At 59.3% G+C, this 20,608-nt stretch carries 19 protein-coding genes; 8 read left to right on the forward strand and 11 right to left on the reverse strand.

Annotated elements, in window-relative coordinates; translation table 11 throughout:
- The first annotated feature begins 141 nt into the window (after positions 1-141).
- Both N4A58_RS02115 and N4A58_RS02120 read left to right on the forward strand, forming a co-directional pair.
- On the forward strand, positions 142-1,344 hold the full coding sequence (locus N4A58_RS02115; protein WP_293707405.1) for a multidrug effflux MFS transporter: 1,203 nt from the start codon (positions 142-144) through the stop codon (positions 1,342-1,344).
- Positions 1,345-1,399: 55 nt separating this feature from the next.
- Entirely contained in the window at positions 1,400-2,791 is a 1,392-nt protein-coding gene (locus N4A58_RS02120; protein ID WP_293707406.1) for a short-chain fatty acyl-CoA regulator family protein, read from the forward strand.
- Between the two features lie 57 nt (positions 2,792-2,848).
- Here N4A58_RS02120 and N4A58_RS02125 read toward each other — a convergent pair whose 3' ends face one another.
- From N4A58_RS02125 to N4A58_RS02145, 5 genes are all read right to left on the reverse strand, one after another.
- Entirely contained in the window at positions 2,849-3,094 is a 246-nt protein-coding gene (locus tag N4A58_RS02125; RefSeq protein WP_072707416.1) for a YdcH family protein, read from the reverse strand.
- 92 nt (positions 3,095-3,186) lie between these two features.
- Complete coding sequence (betA, locus tag N4A58_RS02130; RefSeq protein WP_293707407.1) at positions 3,187-4,842, reverse strand: choline dehydrogenase; 1,656 nt, start codon at positions 4,840-4,842, stop codon at positions 3,187-3,189.
- 10 nt (positions 4,843-4,852) lie between these two features.
- Positions 4,853-6,307: a betaine-aldehyde dehydrogenase gene (betB, locus tag N4A58_RS02135; RefSeq protein WP_293707408.1), complete on the reverse strand. Its 1,455-nt coding sequence runs from the start codon at positions 6,305-6,307 to the stop codon at positions 4,853-4,855.
- Positions 6,304-6,939: a transcriptional regulator BetI gene (gene betI / locus N4A58_RS02140; RefSeq protein ID WP_293707409.1), complete on the reverse strand. Its 636-nt coding sequence runs from the start codon at positions 6,937-6,939 to the stop codon at positions 6,304-6,306. The genes betB and betI overlap by 4 nt, the downstream gene beginning before the upstream one ends.
- A 182-nt stretch (positions 6,940-7,121) precedes the next feature.
- Complete coding sequence (locus N4A58_RS02145; RefSeq protein ID WP_293707411.1) at positions 7,122-7,445, reverse strand: hypothetical protein; 324 nt, start codon at positions 7,443-7,445, stop codon at positions 7,122-7,124.
- A 183-nt stretch (positions 7,446-7,628) separates the two neighbouring features.
- Between N4A58_RS02145 and N4A58_RS02150 the strand changes: the two genes are divergently transcribed.
- The 4 genes from N4A58_RS02150 to N4A58_RS02165 all read left to right on the forward strand — a co-directional run bounded on the left by N4A58_RS02150 (position 7,629) and on the right by N4A58_RS02165 (position 12,255).
- The gene (locus tag N4A58_RS02150; RefSeq protein WP_293707412.1) at positions 7,629-8,450 is read left to right on the forward strand and encodes a TIGR00282 family metallophosphoesterase; all 822 of its coding nucleotides are present in this window, start codon (positions 7,629-7,631) and stop codon (positions 8,448-8,450) included.
- A gap of 126 nt (positions 8,451-8,576) precedes the next feature.
- The gene (locus N4A58_RS02155; RefSeq protein WP_293707413.1) at positions 8,577-10,355 is read left to right on the forward strand and encodes an SLC13 family permease; all 1,779 of its coding nucleotides are present in this window, start codon (positions 8,577-8,579) and stop codon (positions 10,353-10,355) included.
- Between the two features lie 96 nt (positions 10,356-10,451).
- Positions 10,452-11,192 (forward strand): YebC/PmpR family DNA-binding transcriptional regulator, encoded by a 741-nt coding sequence (locus tag N4A58_RS02160; protein WP_072707427.1) that lies wholly within the window; start codon positions 10,452-10,454, stop codon positions 11,190-11,192.
- A 160-nt stretch (positions 11,193-11,352) separates the two neighbouring features.
- Entirely contained in the window at positions 11,353-12,255 is a 903-nt protein-coding gene (locus N4A58_RS02165) for a DMT family transporter (protein WP_293707414.1), read from the forward strand.
- On the opposite strand, the gene N4A58_RS02170 is transcribed toward N4A58_RS02165, so the two are convergent.
- Both N4A58_RS02170 and mgtE read right to left on the reverse strand, forming a co-directional pair.
- Complete coding sequence (locus N4A58_RS02170; RefSeq protein ID WP_293707415.1) at positions 12,256-12,813, reverse strand: 5-formyltetrahydrofolate cyclo-ligase; 558 nt, start codon at positions 12,811-12,813, stop codon at positions 12,256-12,258.
- Positions 12,810-14,204: a magnesium transporter gene (mgtE, locus tag N4A58_RS02175; protein WP_293707416.1), complete on the reverse strand. Its 1,395-nt coding sequence runs from the start codon at positions 14,202-14,204 to the stop codon at positions 12,810-12,812. The genes N4A58_RS02170 and mgtE overlap by 4 nt, the downstream gene beginning before the upstream one ends.
- Positions 14,205-14,329: 125 nt before the next feature.
- Here mgtE and guaD point away from each other — a divergent pair, with 125 nt between their 5' ends.
- Positions 14,330-15,625, forward strand: a complete 1,296-nt coding sequence (gene guaD / locus N4A58_RS02180; protein ID WP_293707417.1) for a guanine deaminase — start codon at positions 14,330-14,332, stop codon at positions 15,623-15,625.
- A 74-nt stretch (positions 15,626-15,699) separates the two neighbouring features.
- On the opposite strand, the gene N4A58_RS02185 is transcribed toward guaD, so the two are convergent.
- From N4A58_RS02185 to N4A58_RS02195, 3 genes are all read right to left on the reverse strand, one after another.
- Positions 15,700-17,043, reverse strand: coding sequence for an 8-oxoguanine deaminase (locus N4A58_RS02185; RefSeq protein ID WP_293707418.1), 1,344 nt, complete (start codon positions 17,041-17,043; stop codon positions 15,700-15,702).
- Between the two features lie 108 nt (positions 17,044-17,151).
- The gene (gene hisN, locus N4A58_RS02190; protein ID WP_293707419.1) at positions 17,152-17,967 is read right to left on the reverse strand and encodes a histidinol-phosphatase; all 816 of its coding nucleotides are present in this window, start codon (positions 17,965-17,967) and stop codon (positions 17,152-17,154) included.
- 56 nt (positions 17,968-18,023) lie between these two features.
- Positions 18,024-18,398 carry a helix-turn-helix transcriptional regulator gene (locus N4A58_RS02195; protein ID WP_072707520.1) on the reverse strand — a complete coding sequence of 125 codons (375 nt, stop codon included), beginning with the start codon at positions 18,396-18,398 and terminating at the stop codon, positions 18,024-18,026.
- Positions 18,399-18,704: 306 nt separating this feature from the next.
- Here N4A58_RS02195 and N4A58_RS02200 point away from each other — a divergent pair, with 306 nt between their 5' ends.
- Positions 18,705-19,664, forward strand: a complete 960-nt coding sequence (locus N4A58_RS02200; RefSeq protein WP_293707420.1) for an NADPH:quinone oxidoreductase family protein — start codon at positions 18,705-18,707, stop codon at positions 19,662-19,664.
- Here N4A58_RS02200 and N4A58_RS02205 read toward each other — a convergent pair whose 3' ends face one another.
- A complete protein-coding gene (locus N4A58_RS02205; protein WP_072707440.1) occupies positions 19,665-20,519 on the reverse strand; it encodes a LysR family transcriptional regulator in 855 nt (284 codons plus the stop codon). It lies immediately after the preceding gene.
- Positions 20,520-20,608: the final 89 nt, after the last annotated feature.

A 20,608-nucleotide genomic window follows, 5' to 3' on the forward strand; every position in this document is an offset into this window, starting at 1 on the left:
GCGCCCGCAAAGCAATCATTGGCAAATTTGCAAATTCTTCTCAGCAACTCCGATTGAAAATGCAAATCTGCTAAATCACCAATCGGAATTGGACATCAGAGCCCCCGACCCCGTAGCGTCGGCCCAACGTCCCACTCCGTGATGGCTTTTAAAATGCTCAACAAAAATACTGCGCCGCATATCGCGACCTTGATAATGCTCGCAGGACTCGCCGCCCTTTCGATGAATATTTTCCTACCATCGCTTCCGGGGATGACGGCCTACTTTCAAACCGACTACCGGCTGATGCAGCTATCCGTCGCACTCTATTTAGGCGTGAATGCCGTGCTCCAGCTGTTTATCGGGCCAATCGCGGACCGCTACGGGCGCAGACCGGTTCTGCTCTGGGGAATTGCGCTGTTTCTGGTGGCCACTCTGGGCTGTCTGTTCGCGCCAACTGCCGGACTTTTCTTGGTATTCAGGATGAGCCAAGCTGTCATCGTCACTGGCATGGTTCTGTCGCGCGCCATTGTTCGCGACGTCCATGACCAAGACTCTGCGGCCAGTATGATCGGGTATGTGACCATGGGCATGGCCTTGGTACCGATGATCAGCCCCGCCATTGGCGGCGTGCTAGATGCGGCCTTCGGATGGAAGGCCAACTTCTGGGGACTGTTCCTACTGGGCTGCGTGATGTTCTGGCTCACGTGGGCCGACCTGGGGGAGACTGGCTGCCCGCGCGACATCTCGCTCTTTCGCCAATTCGGAGAATATCCCGTGCTCCTAACCTCGCGCCGGTTTTGGGCATACGCGCTGGCTGCGGCGGCTGCCTCGGGTGCCTTCTTTGCTTATCTCGGCGGTGCACCCTTTGTGGGCAGCGAAATCTACAAGCTCCCGCCCGAAACCTTGGGCTTCTACTTTAGTGCCCCTGCCATCGGATATTTCGCCGGAAACTTCATGTCGGGCAAATTTTCGCGCCGTTGGGGAATCAACAGGATGATTCTGTGGGGATCGGTCGTGAATGCTGTGGGCGTCGGGATTTCCTTGCTCATCCACCTGAGCGGTGCTGGCTCTGTCTTGGTGTTCTTTGGTTTCATGACAGCCGTGGGCTTTGGCAACGGCATGGTCATTCCGAACGCCACCTCGGGCTCCTTGTCTGTGGTCCCGCATCTTGCGGGCACAGCATCCGGCTTGGGCGGTGCGATCATGATCGGGGGCGGCGCGGCATTGTCAGCTCTTGCCGGATCGCTCCTGACGCTCGAAACCGGTGCAGTGCCACTTTTGCTGATCATGTTCGCCAGCGCGGTGGCCGCGATTCTGGCCATCTTCTACGTCTACCACCGAGAGCGACAACTGGTCCGTTGAGGCTGTAATTTGCAAATGGTATGACCTGCATTAGCAAACCCGCAAAGGCACCCAGATGGCACCCCAGAAACTCTATGCAGGCGTCAAGCTGCGCGAACTGCGCTCGCGCCTCGGCCTGACACAAAAGGAATTCGCAGCCAAGCTTGGCGTGTCCCTGCCCTATCTGAACCAGATGGAGAACAACAACCGCCCCGTCAGCACATCGGTCGTGCTGGCGCTGGCGTCGGAGTTCGGGTTCGATGTGACAGAGCTGTCAGCGGGCGACAGTGAGCGGCTTGTGTCTGACATGCGTGAAGCTCTGGCGGACCCAGTGTTCACTGACCAACCGCCGCCTTTGGCCGACCTACGACTGGCGGCCAGCAACGCCCCTGCTCTGGCACGGGCCTTCCTGCATTTACATCGCGCCTATCGGCAATCCCACGAACGACTGGCTTCCCTGGACGAAGCCTTGGGCCGCGAGGATGCCCGCGTGCAGCCATCGCCTTGGGAAGAGGTGCGCGACTTCTTTCACTATTGTGACAACTACATCGACGCGGTCGACCGCGCCGCCGAACACTTTGCCGAGAAATTCTCAGGCCCTATGGGTGCAGAGCACGCCCTGAATGACAACGGCATTACCCTGCGTTTGACCGAAGGCGCGCGCCTGCGTCATTTCGACTCCGAAAACATGGTGCTGTCGATTTCGAACCGAGCTGCGCCCGAGACGCGTCGCTTCCAGATCCTGCTGCAACTCGCGCTGATCACACAAAACAAGCTGCTGGACGCCACGCTCGACCTCGCCCGCTTCCATTCGAACGAAGCGCGTTCCATCGCCAAGATCGGCCTCGCCAATTACTTCGCGGGCGCGGCGCTCATGCCCTACACGCGCTTTCTCGAGGCAGCGAAGAAATACCGGCATGACCTAGAACTTCTGGCCACCCGTTTCGGCGCGTCGATCGAACAGGTCGCACACCGCCTCTCGACCCTCCAGCGGCCTGGAAACAAGGGCATCCCCTTCTTTTTCGTTCGCGTGGATCAAGCGGGCACGATCACCAAACGCCACTCGGCCACACGCTTGCAATTCGCCCGGTTTGGCGGCGCCTGCCCCCTCTGGAACGTGCACCGCGCCTTCGAAACGCCCGCGCAGTTCCTGCGTCAGCTGGCCGAAACGCCCGATGGCGTGCGTTATCTTTGCCTTGCGCGCGACGTGTCAAAACCCGGGGGTGCATTCGGAGCGCCGACCCGTCGTTACGCGATTTGTCTTGGGTGCGAGGTCCGCCACGCTGGCGATCTGGTCTATGCAGACAGCTTGGATGTGACCAATTCAGCAGCTTTCGAACCCATCGGCATATCCTGCCGCATTTGCGAGCGCACGGACTGCCATCAACGCTCCGTCCCGCCGCTGGAGCGTCGCCTGACCATCACCCCCGACGAGCGCGGCGTCCTGCCCTACCGCGTAGACAAATAAAAAAGGGCCGGAGCGCCCCCTCCGGCACTCCGACCCTTAGTTCTCAAGCAGCGTCAATCAGGCAGAAACTGCCGACAGCGCCGACCAGATCTGGTCCTTGAGCAGAGAACGTTCCTTGCGCAGTTGTTCTTCGGCCAGCTGCTCCATGGGTTGGACGTTGCTTTCAGCCAGATACACACGCTGGTTCACCTCGTTATAGGTGTCGACCAGCTTGGCAAAGTGAGCGTCCTCGGCCTTTAAGCGCGCGATCGCGTCAACATGCTGCGGGAATTCTTCTGTCAGCTGGTGCGGTGTGTGAGACATTCTCGACTCCTTACTCTTCAAGTTCACAGTCAGAGTAACCGCACAGAAAAAAGGCGACTTTGATACGCATCAAACTCGCCTCTTTCTCTGCTTTATCGCTGGGACGTTTGCCAGTCGGGGTTGATCCACGGCTCGCTTTCGTCACGCGGCAGCTTGCGGCCCAGAATGTGGTCCGCAGCCTTTTCGCCAGTCATGATCGACGGGCCATTCAGGTTACCGTTGGTGATTTGCGGAAAGATCGAGCTGTCCGCGACACGCAAACCATCCACTCCAATCACGCGACACTCTTCGTCAACGACAGCCATCGGATCATTGCGGTCGCCCATCTTGCAGGTGCCGCAGGGATGATAGGCGCTTTCGACGTGCTCGCTGATGAAGGCGTTCAATTCTTCGTCGCTTTGTACGTCCGCACCCGGCTGGATCTCGTGCTTGTAGTAGGGTTTAAACGCGTTTTGTTCAAAGATTTCGCGGGTCAGGCGGATACAGGTGCGGAAATCTTCCCAATCCTGTTCGCTGGACATGTAGTTGAACAGGATTTTAGGCGCGGCTTTGGGGTCGCTCGACGCCAGCGTGACATGCCCGCGCGAGGGGCTGCGCATGGGGCCGACATGAGCTTGGAACCCGTGCCCTTCGGCGGCCGCTTGGCCATCGTAGCGCACTGCGATGGGCAGGAAGTGGTACTGGATGTCTGGATATTCCACCCCAGCTTTGGAGCGGATGAACGCAGCGCTTTCGAACTGGTTCGACGCACCCAGACCCTTTTTGGTGAACAGCCACTGGGCCCCGATCAGCGCCTTGCCCCAGAGGTTCCAGTACTTGAACAGCGTGATCGACTGCTTGCACGCGACCTGCAGATACAGCTCTAGGTGATCCTGCAAGTTTTGCCCCACACCGGGGCGATCCGCGATGACGTCAATCCCGTGCTCGGCCAGATGTTCAGCAGGGCCGATGCCGGACAGCATCAGCAGCTTGGGCGAATTGATCGAGGATGCCGAAATGATGACCTCATTGGTGGCCTTGATGATCTGCTTTTCGCCACCCTTCTCGATTTCGATGCCGCGGGCGCGGCCCTCTTCGATGACGATGCGGCAAGCCAGCCCGCGCACGACCTCGACTTTGCCGGTCTTGATCGCAGGCTTCAGATAGGCATTCGCGGCAGACCAGCGGCGACCCTTGTAGACCGTCTGTTCCATCGGGCCAAAGCCCTCTTGCTGCTCGCCGTTGTAATCGCCTGTGACCGGATAGCCAGCTTGCTTGCCCGCCTGAACAAAGGCGTCAAACAGCGGGTTTTCGCGGGCACCGCGCGTCACGTGCAGCGGGCCGTCCTTGCCGCGCCATTCCTTGTCGCCACCATGGCCGCCGTCATCCCACTGCTCCATCCGCTTGAAGTAGGGCAGCACGTCCGCATAGCTCCAACCACGGGCACCGGACTGGGCCCAATGGTCATAGTCGCGGGCGTGCCCGCGCACATATACCATCCCGTTGATCGAAGACGATCCGCCGACCACCTTGCCACGCGGAGTCGCCAGACGGCGCCCGCCCAGATGGGGTTCAGGCTCTGACTGAAAACCCCAGTCATAGAGCGGCATGTTCATTGGGTAGCTCAGAGCCGCGGGCATCTGAATGAACGGGCCTGCATCCGTACCGCCATGCTCGATGACGATCACGGATTTCCCCACCTCTGCCAGACGATAGGCAATGGCACAACCGGCGCTGCCCGCGCCTACGATGACGTAATCGGCTTGCATCGGGGCCTCCTTAGAACGGCGCTTCGGTGTCACCCATGGCGACGTAAACAGTTTTCAACTCGGAATAATGCTCGATCGCAGCACGACCGTTTTCGCGGCCAACCCCAGACATTTTCGAGCCACCAAAAGGCACTTCGACCGGCGTCAGGTTGTAGGTGTTGATCCAAGTGGTGCCCGCCTCGAACGCGGCTGCGACACGGTGGCCGCGCGACAGGTCGTTGGTGAACACGCCTGCAGCCAGACCAAATTCGGTCGCATTGGCGCGGGTGATCGCCTCTTCCTCGGTCTCGAAGTCCAGAACGGACATGACGGGGCCAAAGATCTCTTCTTTGGCGATGGTCATGTCGTCGGTGACGTCGGCGTAAACGGTCGGCTCCATCCAGTAGCCCGGACCATCAAGCCGTTTTCCGCCGGAAATCAGACGGGCGCCTTCGGCCTGTGCTTTCGCCTGATAGCCTTCGACGATGTTGATCTGCTGTTCGCTGACCATAGGGCCAAAGTTGACCTCTTCGTCCATCGGATCGCCCATCTTCACGCCCTTCAGGCGTTCGGCCAGACGCGACAGGAACGCTTCTTTGATGCCCCTTTGGACGAAAACGCGGGTGCCGTTCGAGCAAATCTGACCAGAGCTATAGAAATTCGCGTTGATCGCGGCGCTGACCGCATTCTCGACATTGGCGTCGTCAAAAATCACCAGCGGAGACTTCCCGCCAAGCTCCATCGTGACGTGGCGCAGGCCCTCGGCGGCGGCGGCGTAAACCTTGCGGCCTGTCGGGACAGAACCGGTCAGGGACACCTTGGCCACATCTGGGTGCGTGACCAGACGCGAGCCGACAGCGCCCTTGCCCTGCACGACGTTAAAGACGCCCGCAGGCGCACCCGCTTCGATCAGTATCTCCGCCAGTTTCAGCGCCGACAATGGCGTGGTTTCCGACGGCTTGAAAACCATTGTGTTGCCGCAGGCCAGCGCAGGCGCGGCCTTCCAGCTGGCGATTTGGATCGGGTAGTTCCATGCACCGATACCAACGCAAACGCCCAAAGCCTCGCGGCGGGTGTAGGCGAAATCACTCCCAAGCTGAATGTGTTCACCGCCTAAAGAGGCAGCCAATCCGCCAAAGTACTCCAGGGCCTCTGCCCCGCTGGCCGCGTCTGCGACCAGCGTTTCCTGCAGGGGTTTACCGGTGTCCATGGTTTCAATCTCGGACAGTTCGCGGTTCCGTTCGCGCATGATATCGGCGGCACGACGCAGAATGCGGCCACGTTCGACACCAGACATGGCGGCCCAAGCAGGTTGAGCCGCTTTGGCTGCGGCAACCGCTTGATCCACCAGCGCATCGTCGGCCAGTTTCAGTGTCGCGACAACTTCGCCGGTGTAGGGGTAGATAACGGGCAGATCCTCGGTGCCACCTTCGACATATTCACCGTTGATGAAATGGCTGGCGGTCGGCTTTACGTCGATCGTCATTCGGAGCGTTCCTTCTGTGCAATCAGGCTGAGTGTGGCCGCAGGGCGCTGCGCCCCGCAGCGAGCCAATTCGTTTTCGAGTGTGCCGAGAACCAAATCCGACGCCGTCGCCGGATTTGCGGGTTCGTTTCGCAAGCTCTGGCGCAGGTAGACACCATCAATCTGCGCCTCGATCCGACGGGCGATGATGACCGCCTCGTCCCCGACCAAGGGGCGCAGGTCGTGCACCAAGTTAGAATGGAGACGGTGGTAATAGACCGTCAGCAGGCGCCGCGCTTCTTCCACATTCTGGGCCAGCACGTAGAAGTTCATCCACGCGCTCACCACTTCCTCGCGGAAGTTCGAGGGGGCGAAGTTCGCATCGACCAGGGCACGCAAGCGTTCCTCGTGGGTCTTGGCCTTTTTCAGGCGGCGCCGCACCTCGAGCCCGTATTGGGACAGGATGTGCCGCATGGCCGCCATGAAAATCTGCGTTTTACCGCCAAAGTAATGGTGGGCCAGCGCGCTGGACATACCTGCGCGTTTGGCGATCTGGCTGACCGTCACGTCCAGAGTCCCCGCCCGACCAATCTCGTGGATTGTGGCTTCGACAAGCGCTTTGCGGCGCACCGGTTCCATTCCGACTTTGGGCATAGCTTTCCTCTCGGCTTGGCCCTTAGTAAGTAGGTTTTTTATTGACTAGTCAATCAACAAAACTGGAAAATGGCGCAATGCCCCTTGCGTCAACACGGCCAACGCATGCGAAGTGGTCAAAAATTGTTCAGGAAAATCAATCGGGGGCTGCGACCATCTGTCAGCGCGCCCCCGTTCTGCGCTCAGGGCTTGGGCATATGTAAAAGGGTCCAGTGATGGACATAGCCAACCTCGACCCCGCCTTCGGCGGTCCGGTCTGCAATCGCGCCTTGCTCAGTGCGCGGGCATCCGACCAGCAGTTTCGAGTCGTCATAGAAATCTCGGGACACCAGATTGTAGCCAATCTCTTTGCAGATGCTGTTTTGGAAGGGATAGGGCCGGATTTCCTTGAGGCCCGACTGCCACGGCGGCGAATAGTACCCCATCACGGCCTTTTCTTCGGGGTTGGTGGAGCTGCACCCTGCAGCGAGCAGGGCAATCGCGAGCGCCTTTGTGCCTGTGTTCATGTGAAGTCCTGTTATTATCTGCACTGCCTGATCGGCCCATTCTAACCGATCACGCCACGAGTACAGCCACAATCCGGTGAACACCGCTGCAAGAGCGTCGATCCGGCGACAAATTGCGGTTTGTGACAAAATGCGGCGGCATTCCGCCTTGCTCTTGGGCGGGCATGGGCCTACGGACGGGCCATGAAACTAATGTTCCTCGGCGATGTTGTGGGCCGCGCAGGACGCGCTGCCATCCAAGAGCACCTGCCCCGCTTGAAAGAAGAGTGGGCGCTGGATTTTGTGGTCGTGAATGGTGAGAACACCTCGAACGGCATGGGCCTGAGCGCAGAGCACGCGAACCTGATTTTTCAGGCCGGTGCCGATTGCATCACCCTTGGCGATCACGCGTTCGACCAAAAAGACATGCTCCAGCATATCGAAAGCGACAGCCGCATCGTCCGCCCGATCAACTTTGCCAAGACCGCGCCAGGTCGCGGCTTCCGCATCTTTAACGCCCCGGGTGGGCGCAAGGTGTTGGTGGCGCAAATCCTCGGGCAAGTGTTCATGAAGCGTCCGTTTGACGACCCGTTTTCTGCCATTGACCAAGTGCTTAAGACGCACAAGCTTGGCGCGACGGTGAACGCCGCGATTGTGGATGTGCACGCCGAAGCGACCAGTGAAAAGATGGGCCTTGGGCACTGGATGGACGGCAAGGCCAGTCTTGTGGTTGGCACGCACACCCACGTCCCAACCGGCGACACCCAGATCATGTCGGGCGGCACCGCTTACATGACCGATGCAGGCATGTGCGGCGACTACAACAGTGTGATCGGAATGGACAAAGCCGAACCCCTGCGCCGTTTCGTGACGGGCATGTCCAAGGGCCGCTACACCCCCGCCAATGGCGAGGCGACCCTGTCTGGCGTCTACGTCGAAACCGACGACCGCACAGGTCTGGCGAAAACGGTTTGCATGGTGCGTCAGGGTGGACGACTTCAGCCCTCGGGTCCGGTCGCCTCCTGATAGAATGCCTATTGCGCCAACTTTTGCCGGTTTCCATTGCAATGTTGGACCACTGCACGCTTGCTCTGGTCGATCAGTTGCGAAAGAATGCCTCTGCTGTGCCCTAGGGAGCGGAGACTAGTCTAAGTGTTAGCACTACCAGACGCCTATCAGGCGATCCTCGCGTTGGTCATTGTGATCGGTATGTTCGTTCTGTTCATGCGCGAGACGTATCCCACCGAAGTGGTGGGCATCATGGGCGCGGCATTGATGATGGCGCTTGGTATTCTACCCTATCAAAGCGCGCTCGACATCCTGTCCAACCCCGCCCCGTGGACCATTGGCGCACTCTTTATTGTTATGGGCGCTTTGGTGCGCACGGGCGCGCTTGCTGCCTTTACCCAATTTGCGGACCACAGGGCCAAGCAAAATCCCAAGACAGCACTGTTCGGGTTGATGATTGCTGTGGTGATCTTTTCCGCGTTCGTCTCGAACACGCCGGTGGTCGTTGTCATGATCCCCGTGTTCATTCAACTGTCACGCACCCTAAACATGGTGCCCTCTCAGTTGCTGATTCCCCTGAGCTATGCGACGATCCTTGGGGGCACGACCACACTGATTGGCACCTCGACCAACCTGCTGGTTGATGGTGTCGCCCGTCATCAGGGGCTAGAGCCGTTTACCATTTTCGAAGTCACGCCCTTGGGCGTTGTCCTGATCGCATGGGGCGCGATTTATATGCTGTTTATCGGCAGCCGCCTGCTGCCTAAGCGCGATAGCCTTGCAGGTATGGTCGGCAACCGGTCAAAGATGAAGTTCTTTACCGAGGTTGCGGTCCCCGAAGACAGTGCCCTGATTGGTCAGGATGTGGTATCCATTGACCTGTTCAAGCGCGACGGCGTCCGCCTGATCGACGTGCTGCGCGGGGACGCGTCGCTCCGCCGTGATCTGACAACTGTGGTCCTGCAAGCCGGTGACCGCGTGGTTCTACGCACCGAGATGACCGAACTTCTCGGCCTACAGCAATCCAAAGACCTGAAGATGGTCGACAAGCTGTCCTCGGTTGAAACGCAGACTGTCGAAGTCCTGATCACCCCCGGGTGCAAGATGGTCGGCCGCAGCCTAGGCTCCATGCGTTTGCGTCGTCGCTACGGTGTTTACCCCTTGGCCGTCCACCGCCGAAACCAGAACATTGGCCGCCAGTTGGATGATCTGGTGGTCCGCGTCGGTGACACGCTACTGCTCGAGGGCTCTCCTGCGGACATCCAACGTCTCGCCCTCGACATGGAGCTGGTCGATATCGCGCAGCCGACCGAGCGAGCGTATCGCCGCAAGCAGGCTCCCATCGCGATCATCGCCCTGTTTGCGATCGTTTTTCTCTCCGCAATCGGTGTCGCGCCCATTCTCATGCTATCGGTCTTTTCGGTGGCGATCGTGCTGGTCACGCGCTGCATTGACGCTGATGAGGCGTTTGAGTTCGTCGAGGGACGGTTGCTCGCACTTATCTTTTCGATGCTCGCGATCGGAGCGGGCTTGCAGAACTCGGGCGCGGTGGACCTGATCGTGTCCGGCGTGGCCCCCGTGCTGGAAACCATGCCGCCGTTCATCATCATCTGGTCGATCTTCTTGCTGACCTCAGTGCTGACGGAGTTGGTGACCAACAACGCGGTGGCTGTGGTGGTGACGCCGATCGCCATCGGCCTTGGGGCAGCCATCGGCGCAGACCCGAGGCCGCTGGTTGTTGCGGTCATGGTTGCGGCGTCTGCCAGCTTCTCGACCCCGATTGGCTATCAGACCAACACGCTGGTTTACGGACCCGGCGGGTACAAGTTCACCGACTTCATGCGCGTCGGTATTCCCTTGAACCTGAGCATCGGCTTGATCTCTGCGGCGCTTATTCCGCTGATTTGGCCTCTATATAACTAAGCTTGGCCAGATTTGTGCACACGGGGGCGCTTGCAGCCCACCGTGTGCCTACCTTATAGAGGCACAAAGCTGAGAATTAGGTAATCGGAGGCACCCATGGCCGGCCACTCTAAATGGGCTAACATCCAGCACCGCAAAGGTCGTCAGGACGCGGCTCGCTCCAAACTGTTTTCGAAACTCGCGAAAGAGATCACCGTCGCTGCAAAGATGGGTGACCCCGATCCGGACAAGAACCCGCGCCTCCGTTTGGCCGTCAAGGAAGCCAAGTCGAACTCTGTCCCTAAGGACGTGATCGACCGCGCCATCAAAAAATCGCAGGCTGGCGAAGGCGATGATTACGAAGAAATCCGCTACGAGGGATACGGCCCCAACGGCGTGGCCGTGATCGTCGAAGCGATGACTGACAACCGTAACCGCACCGCGTCGACCGTGCGTTCGACGTTTAGCAAAAACGGCGGTAACTTGGGTGAAACCGGCTCTGTCGGCTTTATGTTCGAACGCAAGGGCGAGATCACGTACCCCGCGTCGGTCGGCGATGCTGACGACGTCATGATGGCCGCGATCGAAGCGGGCGCCGAAGACGTCGAGTCGTCCGAAGATGGTCACACCATTTACACTGCGGACACCGATCTGGCCGAAGTGTCGAACGCACTGGAAGCGGACCTTGGCGAGTCGGAATCCACGAAGCTGATCTGGAAGCCGACCACCACATCCGAGCTGGATCTGGAAGGCATGCAGAAGCTGATGAAGCTGATTGACGCGCTCGAAGATGATGATGACGTTCAGCGCGTCACTACCAACTTCGAAGCCAGCGACGAGGTGATGGCGCAGCTCTGATCTGCTGTCATTTCTGCAAAGCATCAAGGGCGCGACCGGTCAAACCGGCGCGCCCTTTTGAGTATTTAAGGCAAAAAGAAGCAGTGGTGTTTTCTGCTGCAGGGATGGGGCTGCGTTTCTAGGGGCTTGCGCACGCACGGATTTCGGGTGTGATAGCGCAATGGAAGACACACGTGCACATCGCCCCGGTCGGGGCATTTTCTGGATGGTTCTGACCGGTTTCCAGTTCGTCGGAATGACGGCTCTGGTAAAATCACTGGGGACGGCGATCCCGGTCTATCAAAGCGCGTTTCTGCGGTTCGCTTTGGGGCTGGTATTCTTTATCCCCTTGGTGCCTTCGCTGATGCGAGCTTTGCCCACCGGCCGACAAGTGCGGTTGATCGCAGCGCGCGGCGTCGCGCACACCATCGGCGTGTCTCTTTGGTTCTATGCGATGGTGCGCATTCCTTTGGCGGATGTCACTGCGCTGAATTACCTGAATCCAATTTACGTGACCTTGGGCGCGAGCCTGTTTCTGGGGGAACGGCTCGCACTGCGCAGATTGATCGCGGTGGGGATTGCACTGCTTGGCGCGGTTGTCATTTTGCGGCCCGGGTTTCGAGAACTGGATCCCGGTCACATTGCGATGCTCGGGACATCGCTTGGGCTGGCCACGAGCTACTTGATCGCCAAGCAGCTGAGCACGCAGATGAATTCGGCGCATGTGGTGGCATGGCTTTCTATCGCAGTCACCATTGGTCTGATGCCGATGGCGGTGACCCATTGGGTGAACCCGACCCTACCCCAGCTTGGATTGTTGCTGGCGGTTGCGGGGCTCGCGACCGGCGCGCATTACACCATGACGCTCGCGTTCAAAGAGGCGCCGGTCGCGGTCACCCAGCCCGCAACATTCCTGCAATTGGTGTGGGCAGTTGCGCTCGGGGCGCTTGTGTTCGGAGAGGGTATCGACCCCTTCACCGTTTTGGGCGGTGGGGTGATCATCGCGTCGGTCAGCTACATCACGTGGCGCGAGGCAATGATAAAGCGCAAAATCACGCCGCCCGCAGCGGCAACCAAGTCCTGATCACAGGCTGACCACGCCCTGTTCCGTGATGATCATATCGAGCGGTTGATCCGTCGGCTCTAGCGGCAGATCCTCCGCCTCTTGGGCAGCATAGGCAAAGCCAACAGCGAGCACAGGCCCCGCGGCGCGTAGCAGTTCCAAAGTCCGGTCGTAGAACCCGCCACCATAGCCCAGACGCCCGCCCCTGCGGTCGAAGGCCACCAGCGGGACGATGACGATCTGCGGAATGATCCAGTCACCTGCAGCAGGGACTCTGGCCCCAAACGGGCCATCTGTCATCGCGCAATCCGGCTCCCACGCGCGGAACTGCAAAGGCTTGCCCTCAGCCTCGATCACCGGAACGCCCACGGGGCCGTAGGCCGCAGCCTCTGCCATCGCAGGCAGCGGATCAATCTCGGTCCGGATGGGCATGTAGCCTGCAATCGGCACGCCGCGATGCCCGGCGAGGAACGAAGACAGCTCCCCTGCCCGTCCGGGGCGATGGTTGGCGTGCGCCTCTTTGCGGCGGGCAAAGGCAGCCTTGCGGGCCTCTGCCTTAATAGCGGTCAGGTCGGTCATAGCATCACAGCGCTGGCGAGACCGAGGAAGGCGAAGAAGCCAACCACATCAGTCACGGTGGTCACGAACGTGCCGGACGCCAGAGCGGGATCGACGCCGACACGCTCCATGATAATCGGGATGACCGTCCCAGCGAGCGCCGCAACGACGAGGTTCACCACCATTGCGACAGCGATCACGCCGCCAAGCACAGGACTGCCGAACCAGATAATTCCGACAATCGCCATGATCACCGCGAAAGCGACCCCATTGATCAAGCCCACGAAACTCTCGCGACGGATGACCCGCCAGACGTTAGAGCCAGTCAGGTCTTTGGTCGCGAGCGCGCGCACAGCCACAGTCAGCGACTGCGTGCCTGCGTTACCGCCCATAGATGCAACGATCGGCATTAAAACAGCCAAGGCAACCACGGTTGCAATCGCGTCCTCGAATTGGGCAATCACGAGGCTGGCAAGGATCGCCGTCAGCAGGTTCACCGCCAACCACGGTAGGCGCTGCTTGGTCGTCTCGATCACGCGGTCGGACAGGCTGCCGTCGCTGACACCCGCCAGCAGCAGGATGTCTTCTTCGTGCTCTTCGTCCAGAACGATCATCGCGTCATCGATGGTGATCATCCCGACCAGCCGCCCATCATCATCTACGACCGGCGCTGAGATCAGGTGGTACTGGTTGAAGGCGTAGGCGACGTCTCCCTGCGCGGTGGTCGCGGGGATCGTCCGAAAGGTGTCTTCTTGGATGTCGCTCAGATAAATCGCGCGGGGGCTGCCCATGAGACGCCCAAGGGTCACGTTCCCGACAGGCCGCATGCGCGGGTCCACGAGCGTCACATGGTAGAACTGTTCTGGCAACTCTTCGGAGGCACGCAGAAAATCAATCGCCTGCCCGACGGTCCAATGTTCGGGCGCAGACACGACCTCGCGCTGCATCAAACGGCCGGCAGAATACTCGGGGTAGCCTAGAGACTGCTCGACTGCGGCACGATCAGCGCCATCCAGCGCCTGCAGGATCACGCTCTGCTGTTCGCCTTCCAGATCTTCGATCAGGTCAACAACGTCATCGGATTCCAGATCCCGGACCGCATCCTTGAGGTACTGGCGCGGCAGAAACTCGATCACATCTTCGCGGATCGCCTCGTCCAGTTCGGACAGTACCTCACCGTCGAACAAGGCAGGGGCCAGCAGCAGAATTTCGCGCCGCTCTCCGCCATCGATCTGCTCTAGGAAGTCGGCAATATCCGCTGCGTGCAGCGGCTCGAGCAAGGCTGAGACACGTTCAGAATCGCCAGCCGCCAGCGCCAGCCGAATGGCTGCCACGCGCTTGCCGTCGAGGATCGCCTCATCCTCGTTGTCCAGAACGTCATGTACTTCGGACTCGTCTTTGTCATCCAACATGTCGCCCTCCATTCTGATTTGTGGGCACCTTAGCGAGCCACTATAAAAAGGGACAGAGGGAAGCCACCTTTTCCTTTGCCGCGACGCCACTTATGGTCTGATCCGCTAAGTAGGAGGCGACGTTCATGTCCAATCAAACGCTGATGATCGGCCAAACCCTGTGGTTTGAAGGCGATGCCATGCAAAACGTGGCTGATGCAGCACGCTATCATCGGCGCGGCGGCATTCTGATTGACGGTGGAAAAGTCGCAGACCGCGGGGATGCAGATGACCTCCGAAAAAGTTATCCACAGGCAGACGTCGTGGACTGTGGAGAAGGACTAATCCTGCCCGGTTTCGTAGATGCCCACATGCATTATCCCCAGACGAGAATGATCGCGAGTTGGGGCAAGCGTCTGATTGACTGGCTGAATACCTACACCTTTCCCGAGGAAGTGACCCTTGCCGATCCTGCCGAGGCACGTGCCCGTGCAGACCTGACGCTGGACTTGGCGCTCGCACATGGAACCACCACGCAGGTCAGCTACTGCACCATTCATCCGTGCAGTGTGGATGCTTTCTTTGAGTCAGCTGCAGCGCGTGGAATGCGTGTTTTTGCAGGCAAAACCTGTATGGATCGCAATGCGCCCGATGGCCTGCGCGACACACCGCAAACCGCCTATGATCAGAGCAAAGAATTGATCGGCAAATGGCATGGCAAGGGCCGCGCCGAATACGTCATCACTCCGCGGTTTTCACCCACCTCGACTCCGGAACAACTCGAGGCGCTTGGCGCTCTGTGGGCAGAGCATCCGAACTGCCTGATGCAAACGCACCTTAGTGAGCAGACCGACGAGATTGAATGGGTCAAGTCATTGTTCCCGAACGCAAAAGACTACCTAGAGACCTATGAGCAGTTTGGCCTACTCGGGGAACGCGCGCTTTATGGTCATGTGATCCACATGGAGCCGCGCGAGATGGATCGTCTGGCCGAAGTGGGCGCAGCGGTCGTACACTGCCCAACGTCTAATACCTTTATCGGGTCCGGGGTCTTCGAGGCCGCCAAGATGGCGTCGCGGGGCATTCGCGTCGGGCTGGCGACAGACACTGGCGGAGGGTCTAGCTTCTCAATGCTGCGGACGATGGCAGCCGCCTACGAAATCGGTCAGCTGGCGGGCACTGCGCTGCACCCAGCGCAACTCTTGTGGCTTGCCACCGAAGGCTCGGCGCGCGCCCTGAAGGCCGAGGATCGCATCGGCACGTTAGCCATCGGCAGCGAGGCTGACATCACCGTTCTGGATCTGGCCTCCACCCCTGCAATCGCGCAACGCCACGCCCGTGCGAAAGACATTTGGGAAACACTCTTCCCAACAATTATGATGGGCGACGATCGCGCTATCAAATCCGTGTGGGTCAACGGTCATCCGGTCACAGGCGAATGAAGGTAAGGGAAATCGCCATTGCGGCGAATTTCCCACACAGAGTTATCCACAGGCGTTAACGATTTATTAACCTTTTAGGTGCGTTCGGCCAACCGCTTCGCAAGGCGGTTTTGTTTTTCCACAAGTTGCCCCAAGTCGACTGTGGATAGCTGCCCGTCTGACACAACCTGACGACCTTCGACGAATAGATCGCGCACGCGGGACGGGCCCGCCAAGAGCAAGGCCGCAGGATCCCAACTGCCGGCACTTTCGATCCCGCGCGTATCCCAGATGGCGATGTCTGCACGTTTGCCGACCGCCACACGGCCGCACTCGGGACGTCCCAGAACATCGGCGCCGCCCCGCGTTGCAATCTCTAGCGCTTCGCGTGGGCTCATGGCGTCCGCTCCGTTCTGCACCCGCTGCAAGAGCATGGACTGCCGCGCCTCGGCGATGAGGTTGCCAGCGTCATTGCTGGCCGACCCGTCCACGCCAAGGCCAACGGGAACGCCCGCATCCCGCATCGCTCGGACGGGTGCGATGCCCGACCCAAGGCGGCAGTTCGAACAGGGGCAATGTGCGACCCCTGTCCGAGTGCGGGCGAACAGATCAATCTCAGCACCGTCCAACTTCACACAGTGTGCATGCCACACATCGGGACCGGTCCAGCCCAGCTCCTCAGCGTATTGGCCAGGACGGCACCCAAATTTTGCCAGACTATAAGCGATGTCTTCTTCGTTCTCGGCCAAGTGGGTGTGCAGCATCACACCCTTGTCGCGCGCCAAAAGCGCCGCATCCCGCATCAGATCGCGGCTGACGGAAAACGGCGAACACGGCGCAATACCCACACGGACCATTGCCCCTACGGATGCGTCATGGTGGGCATCAATGACACGGATGCAGTCGTTCAAGATGTCCGCCTCCCGCTCGACCAGACTGTCAGGTGGAAGGCCGCCATCGCTTTCGCCGATGCTCATGGCCCCACGGGTCGGATGGAACCGCAGCCCGATTTCGCGTGCAGCAGCGATAGTGTCATCCAACCTTGCGCCATTGGGGTAGAGATACAAGTGGTCCGAGCTGAGCGTACAGCCCGACAGTGCCAACTCTGCCAGCCCAACTTGGGCAGAGACAAACATCTCTTCGGGTCCCATTGCAGCCCAGATTGGATAGAGTTTCTGCAACCAGCCAAAGAGCAACGCGTCCTGCGCCCCGGGTACGGCGCGTGTCATCGATTGGTACAGATGATGGTGCGTGTTTACGAGGCCCGGCGTGACAACGCAGCCGCGCGCATCAACCGTTTCCGCCATGCCAGACTCGAGCCCCTGCCCGATCTCGGCTACTACGCCGCCAGAGAGGCGCAGATCCACGCCGGTCAACTCGCGACGGTCGTCGTCCATGGTGATGAGAGTATCTATATTGCGAATGAGAATGTCGGACACGGCATTTCCCCTTCTGGTCAGCCATGTCCCTCTCAGATCACAATCAGAGATGCGCGGCGCCAGAGAAGGACAAAGGATACACCGCTCTCACATCTCTAAGCCCGCAAATCAGATGTTCGCAAGACCTTCTTCCAGAAAACGCATCGCTTCGGCGTGGTGCGCCTCGGACGCGGCGGCGATGACACGACCACCATTGTGGGCCGGCCCTCCGTGCCAATCGGTGACGATCCCACCCGCCGCTTGGACAACAGCTTGAGGCCCTTGGATATCGTAGGGGTTCAGCCCCGCCTCGACCACCAAATCGATTTGGCCCGCCGCGAGCAAAGCATACGCGTAGCAATCCATACCATAGCGCACCAATTGCATGCGATCGCCCAAGTAGTGGAAGGCGCGGCGCTCGTCCTGCGTGCCCACCTCGGGGAATGTCGTAAAGAGGATCGATTCGTTCAAAGGGCGCGGACCTCGAACCCGAAGGCTGCGGCGACCATGGGGCCCATCACACCAAGCTTGGTTGAACCCGCCAAAGAAGCGTTCCTGAATGTAGGGCTGATCCACGACGCCCATGATCGGGCCGTTTTCATCAGACAGCGCAATCAAGACGCCCCATGTCGGTGTGCCGCTGAGAAAACCGCGCGTGCCGTCGATGGGATCTAGGACCCAAGTCAGCCCGCTCTCGCCCTCTTGCTTGCCCATTTCCTCGCCAAAGATGCCGTCTTGCGGGCGCCGGCGCTCTAGCACATTGCGCATCGCAGCTTCGGCAGCGCGGTCGGCTTCGGTCACGGGGTCAAAGCCATCTTCTTCCTTGTTGTCCGCCATCAGGTCTGGATTGCGGAAAAACGGCAAAATGGCCGCGCGGGCAGCGTCGGCCATTTCAGAAGCCACATCAATCAGAGTGGTTTGGGTCTCGGATGTGAAACGCGACATGGGGCAGCCCTTTGGTGAGTGGTTTCAAAGGGCGCTACCCCGTAGGGCGTTTCAAATCAAGCCACGTCGCTCAGAACACGTGCGAGATCAAAGAGACGGCGGCGCTGGTTTTCCGGAATCGCATAATAGGAGCGGATCAGGTCCAGAGCTTCTTTGTCGCCCAAGATATCAGCAGGCAGTGCGGGGGCTTTGTCTGCGGCAGGTGCGTCTTGTCCTTCGAGGCCCTCGAAGAAAAAGCTCACCGGAACTTCAAGAGTGGTGGCGATATCCCATAAGCGAGATGCGCTAACCCTGTTAGCTCCTGTTTCGTATTTCTGGATTTGCTGGAATTTAATTCCAACCCGCTCTGCCAGTTGTTGTTGCGTCATGCCGATCATCCATCGGCGGTGACGAATACGACGGCCAACGTGGACATCCACAGGGTGCGTCATTTTTAGCTCCATTATGGTCAGCCCGTCGTCAATCTTTGCGCGAGCTGTAATTTGTTTCGTATCTTTCCCCAAAATCCGCCGACACTCACACCCCCATCAGCGATACCGGCGACTTAAGGCCACACAACCAGAGCGACTTCAAGCCCTGCTTAACCCATGTAAGACAATATGTAACTAAACCTATGCGGAAAAACCAAGCTAGCCTTATGATCGATAGGGGTATTCCTAAGGATAATAAGAGCCCTATGTCCCATTGACACACGCAAAGGCAGACCGTGTTCTACCTTCAAACGGAGGAACATTCGCGTGAAAGCCTATCATATTTATACTTCTGGGGAAGCCCCGCAACTGGTCAATCTACCAAAAGGTGATCCCGCAGAAGGCGAAATACGCCTTAGGATTACGGCCTGTGGTCTCAATTTTGCCGATCTTCTGATGATCAAAGGCAAATATCAGGACACACCGCAGGCACCCTTTACCTTGGGGATGGAGGTCGCAGGCATCGTTGACGCACATGGACCAGGCGTTTCAGAGCCTGCGATCGGGACGCGGGTCGCCCTATTTGCGGGGCAAGGTGGTCTGGCAGAGTACGGATGCTTTCCTGCCGAAAGGGCAATCCCCCTGCCCGACAACATGTCAGAGGTCGATGCAGCGGGCTTCCAAATTGCTTACGGGACCTCACACTTAGCTCTCGATTACAAAGCACGTCTACAGCCGAACGAGACGCTGCTTGTGTTGGGCGCAGCGGGCGGCGTTGGGTTAACCGCCGTCGAGATCGGCAAAGTCATGGGAGCCAAGGTCATCGCCTGCGCCCGCGGCCCCGAGAAGCTGGAGATCGCCAAAGCCTATGGCGCAGACCACGTAATCGACGCCACCAAAGAAGACATCCGCGACGTCGTGAAGTCCTTGGGTGGCGCAGATGTGGTGTATGATCCCGTCGGCGGAGAGCAATTCACAGCGGCCTTCCGCGCGACGAACCCAGACGGGCGCCTGCTGGCCATCGGCTTTGCCAGCGGGGACGTGCCGCCCATTCCCGCAAACCACATGTTGGTCAAAAACCTGACCGTGATCGGCATGTACTGGGGCGGTTATCTGAAATTCAACGCCAAGGCTCTTACCGACAGCATGGCGCAGCTGTTTGCATGGTACAGCGAAGGCAAGATCAAGCCCCACGTCAGCGAGACGTTTCCGCTGAACCAGGTCGCCGATGGGCTCGAGATGCTGAAGGCCCGCAAGTCCACCGGCAAAGTCGTCATTACGATCTGATTACATCTGGTCGTAGGCCTGTCGCAGCAGGTCGGCCATCCGCAGGCCGGCCTCACCCTTGATCGCGTCGGACAGATACATGTTGATCTTCTTTGACGGCAGTTCTGGCAGCGCGCCCTTGTGCTGCACCCGCTCCAAATGAGGCGGCTCGGTGCCTTCGAGCATGGCGTTCAAGGCGAGGTCGGCGCTCACCGTCGCCTCGATCGCGCGATCCATCTCGGACTCCACGGCCAATTCCCACGGGATGCCTGCCTCTTCGACGCGTCGGATCACACCGGCGCGGAAGATACAGTGCCGACCGAACGCCAGACGCAAGGGCCGCTGGCGCCAAGCTGATCCCCCCGGTGCCCCGATCCAGAGCAGCGGCAAGGTTTTCAGAGTTTCACCGCCATCCGACACGCCATCTTCGGTGGTCAGGATGATGTCGCATTCACCGCGGCTGTAAGCGACCTTGAGCCCCTTGGTATACAGCGAGATCAGCTGCACTCGCATGCGCGGGAATTCGGAGTTGAACTGCTGGAGAACGCGCGGAATCGCTGGGTAGACGATGTCGTGGGGCACCCCCAAAACAATTTCACCTTCGTAAACATCATCGGTCAGGCGCGACCAAACCTCGTCGTTCAGCTCCAGCATCCGGCGCGCATACCCCAACAGTTTCTCGCCCGCAGGGGTCAGCGCGATTTGGCGCGCCGTTCGGTCCAAAAGATTCGTCGCAAGCGATTCTTCTAGACGTTTCAGTTGCATAGAAACGGCCGACTGGGTCAGGTTCAGGAACCCCGCAGCACGTGTCACCCCGCCTGCATCTGCCACCGCCACAAAAGACCGCAGCGCAGTCAGATCCAGATTTCTGGCCATATCACAACTCCTGATGAAATACGTCACATTCATTCATTTCCAAAATGAACCAGAAAATGCCACATACATCAAGCGCGTTGATGCAACGC

The organism is Donghicola sp. (genome assembly GCF_025210255.1).
Taxonomy (GTDB): Bacteria; Pseudomonadota; Alphaproteobacteria; order Rhodobacterales; family Rhodobacteraceae; genus Donghicola; species Donghicola eburneus.

Excerpts from the sequence above, each read along its gene's own strand:
- N4A58_RS02120 (WP_293707406.1), top strand. The coding sequence starts at position 1,400 with ATGGCACCCCAGAAACTCTATGCAGGCGTCAAGCTGCGCGAACTGCGC.
- N4A58_RS02195 (WP_072707520.1), bottom strand. The coding sequence starts at position 18,398 with ATGACGCACCCTGTGGATGTCCACGTTGGCCGTCGTATTCGTCACCGC.
- N4A58_RS02205 (WP_072707440.1), bottom strand. The coding sequence starts at position 20,519 with ATGGCCAGAAATCTGGATCTGACTGCGCTGCGGTCTTTTGTGGCGGTG.
- N4A58_RS02125 (WP_072707416.1), bottom strand. The coding sequence starts at position 3,094 with ATGTCTCACACACCGCACCAGCTGACAGAAGAATTCCCGCAGCATGTT.
- N4A58_RS02165 (WP_293707414.1), top strand. The coding sequence starts at position 11,353 with ATGGAAGACACACGTGCACATCGCCCCGGTCGGGGCATTTTCTGGATG.
- guaD (WP_293707417.1), top strand. The coding sequence starts at position 14,330 with ATGTCCAATCAAACGCTGATGATCGGCCAAACCCTGTGGTTTGAAGGC.
- N4A58_RS02160 (WP_072707427.1), top strand. The coding sequence starts at position 10,452 with ATGGCCGGCCACTCTAAATGGGCTAACATCCAGCACCGCAAAGGTCGT.
- N4A58_RS02145 (WP_293707411.1), bottom strand. The coding sequence starts at position 7,445 with ATGAACACAGGCACAAAGGCGCTCGCGATTGCCCTGCTCGCTGCAGGG.
- N4A58_RS02115 (WP_293707405.1), top strand. The coding sequence starts at position 142 with ATGGCTTTTAAAATGCTCAACAAAAATACTGCGCCGCATATCGCGACC.
- betB (WP_293707408.1), bottom strand. The coding sequence starts at position 6,307 with ATGACGATCGACGTAAAGCCGACCGCCAGCCATTTCATCAACGGTGAA.
- betA (WP_293707407.1), bottom strand. The coding sequence starts at position 4,842 with ATGCAAGCCGATTACGTCATCGTAGGCGCGGGCAGCGCCGGTTGTGCC.
- hisN (WP_293707419.1), bottom strand. The coding sequence starts at position 17,967 with ATGTCGCGTTTCACATCCGAGACCCAAACCACTCTGATTGATGTGGCT.
- N4A58_RS02170 (WP_293707415.1), bottom strand. The coding sequence starts at position 12,813 with ATGACCGACCTGACCGCTATTAAGGCAGAGGCCCGCAAGGCTGCCTTT.
- betI (WP_293707409.1), bottom strand. The coding sequence starts at position 6,939 with ATGCCCAAAGTCGGAATGGAACCGGTGCGCCGCAAAGCGCTTGTCGAA.
- N4A58_RS02150 (WP_293707412.1), top strand. The coding sequence starts at position 7,629 with ATGAAACTAATGTTCCTCGGCGATGTTGTGGGCCGCGCAGGACGCGCT.
- mgtE (WP_293707416.1), bottom strand. The coding sequence starts at position 14,204 with ATGTTGGATGACAAAGACGAGTCCGAAGTACATGACGTTCTGGACAAC.